Below are 1373 nucleotides of genomic sequence, written 5' to 3' on the forward strand. Positions count from 1 at the left end.
CGTCATCCTCGGGCTTGTCCCCATAGGCGCTAACTTAGGCTTGACGGTGATCGTGGTGAGTGATTCACCGTGGGTCATGAGCGATTCGCTGCAAGCTTTGGATTGGGATGATCTGGTCGGACGGTTGGGCTCGGCAGAAGAGTTGGAGACCAGCGCGCGGGAGGCTGGGGCGCTGCTGCGCAAGCGGCAGGTGACGAGCGCTGCTGACCTGCTGCGCCTGTGTTTTGCCTATGTGCTTGGTCGGTTCTCGCTTCGGATGTTGGCTGGTTGGGCCGAGCAGCGAGGAGTGGCGTCGATGTCCGACGTGGCGATGCTGAAGCGTCTGAAGGCCAGTGCTGATTGGGTGGGCGGCCTGGTTTCGGAACTGCTTGCCGAGCGCTGCCCCGAAGCCTTCGCCGGCTTGCACGGAGGCCTGCGGATGATGGCGGTGGATGCCACGGTAGTTGCGCCGCCTGGTCCCAAGCGGGTCTATTGGATGGTGCACACGGTGTTTGATCTTGCAACGCTGAAGCTCTGTTCGGTGGAGGTCACGGATCGCCATGAAGCCGAGCGGCTGTCGCGCGGCGCCAGGGCCGGAGAGCTTCGGATCGCCGACCGTGCCCACGCCAAGGCCGACGATCTGGCTCGGGCAGTCGAGGCAGGGGCTGATTTTCTGGTTCGTGCCCCTTCAAGCTATCCACGCCTGCTGGATGGCCAAGGCCGGCTATTGGATCGCTTGGCGCTGTGCCGTGAAGCGGGCAAGAAGGGCGTGCTCGATCTTTCGGTGAGCGTCCAGGACGGCAAGTCCAGGGTCGAGATACCCGCTCGGGTGGTGATCCTGCCCATGCCGCCCGAGGCGGCTGAGAAGGCCAGACGAGCGGCGCGCCGTTTGGCGGCCAAGGCGAGATACAAACCCAGCCAGGCCGGCATTGAGATGGCCGGCTATCTGGTGCTGTTGACATCGCTGCCGCCAGATGACTGGCCGCCTGAGCGGCTCGCCTCGACTTATCGTCTGCGATGGCAGATCGAGCTGGCGTTCAAGCGCATGAAGTCGCTGGTGGGTCTGGAAGATCTCCGCGCAAAGGATCCCGACCTGGCTCGCCTATGGATCAACACCGCTCTGCTGGCCGCCCTGCTGGCCGAAGATGACCTGCCGGCCCTCGATCCCGAGGCGCCGGACTCTCTCCCCCTGGCCGCCTGAACCGATCCGCCCTGCCGATCTGGCGTCTCGTTGCCTTGGCGATCTCCAACATCTCGATGGCTGTGTTACTGGGGCCTACCAGGTCGATCTCCCTCGACCTGCTACTCCATCGCCTGCGCGAACCACCCCGACGACGGCGCGCCATCGCACATCGACCGCTAAGTTAGCGCCTATGGGGCTTGTCCCGAGGATC

The 1373-nt window shown here is 64.3% G+C and carries 1 protein-coding gene; it reads left to right on the plus strand.

The window, feature by feature from the left end; genetic code table 11:
- The coding region (locus FJ419_RS30585; RefSeq protein ID WP_246679434.1) for an IS4 family transposase at nucleotides 1-1180 on the plus strand (1180 nt) is incomplete at its 5' end.
- Nucleotides 1181-1373: the final 193 nt, after the last annotated feature.

The organism is Mesorhizobium sp. B2-6-2 (genome assembly GCF_006440615.1).
Lineage (GTDB): Bacteria > Pseudomonadota > Alphaproteobacteria > Rhizobiales > Rhizobiaceae > Mesorhizobium.